The sequence below is a fragment of the Streptomyces adustus genome (assembly GCF_009377175.1).
GTDB lineage: Bacteria > Actinomycetota > Actinomycetes > Streptomycetales > Streptomycetaceae > Streptomyces > Streptomyces adustus.
In genome coordinates this window covers 1-4762 of the sequence record NZ_VJZD01000411.1, presented here as the reverse complement: position 1 = coordinate 4762, position 4762 = coordinate 1, and the positions used below count along the sequence as shown (strand labels likewise).

The window sequence follows — 4762 nt, the reverse complement described above, 5'->3', positions numbered from 1 at the left end:
GTCCCGGGGCGGGCGGCGGATGGCGACGTGGGCGTCCCGGGGCGGGCGGCAGGCGTGGGCATGAGCGTGATCAGCACTCCTCCGAAGCGGCGGACAAGGCGGCGGGCACGGCGGCGGCCCTGGCGGTGAGCACGGCGGCGCGCACGACAGCAAGCGCTTTCCCTCCCGGCAACGTATGCGGCGGCACCGTGGCCGGTCAACACCCGGAAGCGGCTGCTCACCAGCCGTGTTCGAAACCCCTGTGACGGGCCTGTCACCCGGGGACGCTACGCTGCATCACGGCGCACGTGATCAACGCGCGCGACGGAACGCGTGTCCGTGCCCCCGCACGGCGGACCGGGCGGACCCGGCGGACCCTCGCCCCTTTCCGCATCGGCACTTGGACTTCCTCACTTCATGTCTTGGTTCGAATCCCTCGTCCTCGGCCTCGTCCAGGGGCTGACCGAGTTCCTCCCCGTGTCCTCCAGCGCGCATCTGCGGCTCACCGCCGCCTTCTCGGGCTGGAAGGACCCGGGAGCGGCCTTCACCGCGATCACCCAGATCGGCACCGAGGCCGCCGTGCTGATCTACTTCCGCAAGGACATCGGCAGGATCCTCTCCGCGTGGTGCCGCTCGCTCTTCGACAAGGCGATGCGCAGCGACCACGACGCGCAGATGGGGTGGCTGGTGATCGTCGGCTCGATCCCGATCGGCGTGCTCGGCCTGACGCTCAAGGACCAGATCGAGGGGCCGTTCCGTGATCTGCGGGTCACGGCGACCATGCTGATCGTCGTCGGCATCGTCATAGGCATAGCCGACCGCCTCGCGGACCGCGACGAGAAGGGCGGCCGGCACCGGGCACCCAAGCAGCGCAAGGGGCTTGAGGACCTCGGCGTGAAGGACGGTCTGATCTACGGCTTCTGCCAGGCCTGCGCCCTCGTGCCCGGCGTCTCCCGGTCCGGCGCCACCATCAGCGGCGGCCTCTTCATGGGCTACAGGCGTGAGGCGGCGGCCCGTTACTCCTTCCTGCTCGCCATGCCGGCGGTGCTCGCGTCCGGCCTCTTCGAGACCAAGGACGCGCTGGAGAACGACCATGTGCTGTGGGGGCCGACGCTGTTCGCGACGGCGATCGCGTTCGCGTCTGGCTACGCGGTCATCGCGTGGTTCATGAAGTTCATCTCCACCAAGTCCTTCATGCCGTTCGTCTACTACCGCGTCGCCCTCGGCATCGTCGTCATCGGCCTGGTGGCCGCGGGCGTGTTGAGCCCGCACGCGGCGGAGTCCGCGGGCTGAGAACCGCGCACGGCGGCACCCGCGGAACGTCAACAGGGCTCTCCCCCGTCGCATTTCACGGAAGGGGAGCCCGCAGTCGGCCGCCGCGGCCGACCCCGGCCGCTGCCGCACCGCGCGAACTCCCGTCCCGCGCAGGGCCGTTCCGCCCCGGCCGTCCCGCCGCCGTCACATCTCGGCGCTCCTGCGCCCGTGACCTACGGCATACGATCTGTGTAGTGACCCGGTAGCGCACCGTCAGTGCTTGCCCCTAGGCTGACCCCCATGTCCCCCGAATCCGTGACCCCTGGTTCCGTGCGTGGCGCTGCCGAGGTGAACGAGCAGATCCGGGCGCTCTGGATGCGCGCGGGCGGCTCGCTGTCGACCCAGGAGCGGACGGAGTACGAGCTGCTGGTGATCGAGTGGGCCGCGGCGATCCGCGGCGAGGTCGTGAAGGCGGCCTGAGCCGCACCACCCCCGCTCTCCGTCCGGCGGCACCTGGGGAGGTCGCCGCCGGACGGACATCTCCTTCCGGGTTCACGTGCACGCGTTCCGGGTTTACGTGCACGCGCCACTCCCGGCCCCCCCAATACGGGGCGATATTTCAGCCAGAGAGCAAAATAGACATATGGGTCTCCGGCATGCCTCGGTGGACCACCTCCTCGAGCAGCCACTGAGCCGTGGACTGGTGGCGATTCCGCTCGGACTGATCGTGGCGATCACCGTGGTGGATCTCCAGGTACCAAACGACGTCCATCTCGGACCCCTGCTGGTCGTCGCTCCCGCACTCACCGCCTCGCTGGCCGGCACCGCCATGACCGCCCTGGCCGGGGCCCTGGCCATCACGGCCCAGACGCTGATCGCCGTGTTCCACGGCGGACTGACCACGCCCAACCATCTGGCGCAGATCACCGCACTCACCCTGCTGTCCGGGCTCACGGTCTTCCTGCGCCACATCCAGGAACGCAGGGAGCGGGAACTGGGCCTGGCGCGGTCCGTGGCCGAGACGGCACAGCTCGTGCTGCTGCGGCCACCGCCACGGCGGGTCGGCCCGCTGCGGGTGGCCTGGCTGTACCTGTCCGCCGAGGACGAGACCCAGATCGGGGGTGATCTCTTCGCCGTCGCCCGTGCCGACCGGCCCGCCACCCGCGTGGTCATCGGTGACGTCCGGGGCAAAGGACTGGCCGCCATCGCCGAGGCCTCCCTGGTCCTGGGCGCGTTCCGCGAGGGCGCGCACCGGTACGACACCCTGCCCGAACTGGCCGGCGCGGTCGAGGACAGCGTCCACCGGAACCTGGCGGAGGTGGTGGACACCGAGCAGGAGCTCGGCGAGCACTTCATCACCGCCCTCCTACTGGACATCCCCGACGACACCGCGCAGGCCAAGATCATCAACTTCGGGCATCCGGCTCCGCTGCGGGTACGCGGCCGACAGGTCACCGCCCTGTCCGTCCGACACCCCGTACCGCCGTTGGGTCTGTGCGAGCCGGCCGGTTCGCCCCGCTCCGCCGAGACCTTCACCGTCGAGGGCGGTGACCTGCTCGTGCTCTACACGGACGGGGTCGTCGAAGCCCGGTCGCCGGGCGGGGTCTTCTATCCGCTCGCCGAACGGATCACCTCGTTCCTGCCCGTCAACAGCCCCGACGCCCTGTTGCGGCACATCCACCACGACCTGCTCCGCCATGTCGGAGGCAGCCCCGGCGACGACGCCGCCGTACTGGTGATCGAGCGCACCCGCTCCCGGCACTTCCCCCGGCCGCAGCCCGCCGCCCACCTCGACGGCCACCCCGGCTGACCGGCCGAGTCCCGACCGGTCGCCCCACCGCGGGCCCGGCCGAGCCGTGTCGCCCCACGCCGCTCACCGGTTCGTCCATTAAGGTCACACCACCACAAAGGTGACGATCGCTACGGAGGACAGAACCGCGGAGATCAATCGCGAGCGCGTCACCAGGACCCTGACGTTCTGGCTGCGCCCCTCCTTCGCATTGCGCGTCGTCAACAGGTTCCAGAAGATCGTGGGCTTCGACCGCGCGATGGCCCTGGCCTCCAGCGCGCTCACCGCGGTCATCCCGCTCGCGATCCTGACCAGCGCCGTGCTGAACAGCGCCACGGACTACGACGCCGCGGAACGGATCATCAGCCGCTACGGCCTCACCGGAGCGGGCGCCGCCTCCGTCCGGTCGCTCTTCACCCCGGCCGACGACGACGTCTCGAGCACGGGAGTCTTCGGGGTGGTGTTCCTGACGATCTCCGCGCTGAGCTTCGCACGGGCCTCGCAGCGACTGTTCGAACAGACCTGGCAGCTGAAGCCGCTCAGTGTCCGCAACACGCGCAACGGCCTGTGGTGGATCATCTCGCTGGGCGCCTACATGGCCGTCACCGGATGGCTCCATGCGGTCCTCGGCGGCGGCCGGCTGGAGCTGACGGCGGCGGTGTCCGAGGTGCCGCTGACCGCCGCCTTCCTCCTCTGGAGCGGCCGGCTGCTGTCCGCGAAACGGATCGGCTGGGCGGACCTGTTGCCCTTCGGGACCACCGCGGCCGTCCTGACGGCCGTCTACTCGATCGGCGCGGCCGTGTATCTGCCGCGCCTGTTCAACTCCTACGCCTCGCGCTACGGGGCGATCGGAGCCGTCTTCGCGATGATCTCCGCGCTGTTCGCCGCCATGCTCGTCATCGTCGGGTCGGCGGCGGTGGGCCGTGAGGTGCGCGACGAACTCGTCCGGATCAAGAACGGCCACCGTCCCTCGGACAACGAGGTCCGCCGCCAGTGGGACCTCGTGGTCGAGCAGGCCCGCTCCCGCTGGCACACCGCACGCGAACAGGTATCGCGCCGACGGTCCAAGACGCCGGGGAACGGCCCGGAGAGCGGCCCGACGAACGGCCCGCACGAGGACCCGGAGAACACCTGACCCGACGGCCCCGGACAACCCGCGCAACGCACGCGGCCCACGCAGGCCCGTACGGCAGCGGACCCTTCAGCAGTCCCTCACCGGGGACCGGCGGCCACCGGGCACGTGTTCCACAGCTCCACTCCGGCCGCGAGCAGCTCCAGCACCGCGCCCCGTTCCTCGGGTGTCCACGCGTCGCACTCGTCCCCGAAGAGCTTGTCGTAGGCACCGTTGTGCACCGCACCCTGGTCGGGCAGGAGGTGGGCCGAGGCCAGACCGCGGGCCAGGTCCTCGAAGAAGTTCCACACCTCCAGCACGGCGCCCGCGGGAACCTTCCTGCGGGCCGGGTCGTCCAGCCAGTGCTGCACCCGGACCAGTTCCAGGGTGGCGGTCCGCGAGTCGTCCAGCCGCCGGCCGTGCCGACGTACGTACATCCGGACCTGCCGTCCCGTCACGAACACCGGCACGCGTCGCGGGTCGGCGTCCGCCGGGGCGAACACCTGGTCGGGGTCGTCGTCGCGCCCTGCGATCCACAGCACCGTCCCACTGCGTTCGCGGCCGCGCACCCGGTACGGGTACCAGCCGCCGTCCGGCCACCCGGTCCCGCCCACGACCCGGCCCCCGGC

At 70.9% G+C, this 4762-nt stretch carries 5 protein-coding genes; 4 read left to right on the top strand and 1 reads right to left on the bottom strand.

Translation table 11 applies throughout. The features are described 5' to 3' along the window. Nucleotides 1-396: 396 nt before the first annotated feature. From FNH09_RS44610 to FNH09_RS44595, 4 genes are all read left to right on the top strand, one after another. Entirely contained in the window at nt 397-1272 is an 876-nt protein-coding gene (locus FNH09_RS44610; protein ID WP_152895583.1) for an undecaprenyl-diphosphate phosphatase, read from the top strand. Between the two features lie 261 nt (nt 1273-1533). Beyond that, on the top strand, nt 1534-1713 hold the full coding sequence (locus FNH09_RS44605) for a hypothetical protein (protein ID WP_152895582.1): 180 nt from the start codon (nt 1534-1536) through the stop codon (nt 1711-1713). A 163-nt stretch (nt 1714-1876) separates the two neighbouring features. Beyond that, on the top strand, nt 1877-3043 hold the full coding sequence (locus tag FNH09_RS44600; protein WP_152895581.1) for a PP2C family protein-serine/threonine phosphatase: 1167 nt from the start codon (nt 1877-1879) through the stop codon (nt 3041-3043). Nucleotides 3044-3143: 100 nt separating this feature from the next. Further along, nucleotides 3144-4157: a YhjD/YihY/BrkB family envelope integrity protein gene (locus FNH09_RS44595; RefSeq protein WP_338017871.1), complete on the top strand. Its 1014-nt coding sequence runs from the start codon at nt 3144-3146 to the stop codon at nt 4155-4157. Nucleotides 4158-4234: 77 nt separating this feature from the next. Here FNH09_RS44595 and FNH09_RS49335 read toward each other — a convergent pair. Beyond that, a partial coding sequence (locus FNH09_RS49335) for a hypothetical protein (RefSeq protein WP_238427469.1) occupies nt 4235-4762 on the bottom strand: 528 nt, incomplete at its 5' end.

What these genes read in the sequence shown, in the direction of transcription:
- FNH09_RS44610 (WP_152895583.1), top strand. Translation starts at nt 397, where the DNA reads ATGTCTTGGTTCGAATCCCTCGTCCTCGGCCTCGTCCAGGGGCTGACC.
- FNH09_RS44605 (WP_152895582.1), top strand. Translation starts at nt 1,534, where the DNA reads ATGTCCCCCGAATCCGTGACCCCTGGTTCCGTGCGTGGCGCTGCCGAG.
- FNH09_RS44600 (WP_152895581.1), top strand. Translation starts at nt 1,877, where the DNA reads ATGGGTCTCCGGCATGCCTCGGTGGACCACCTCCTCGAGCAGCCACTG.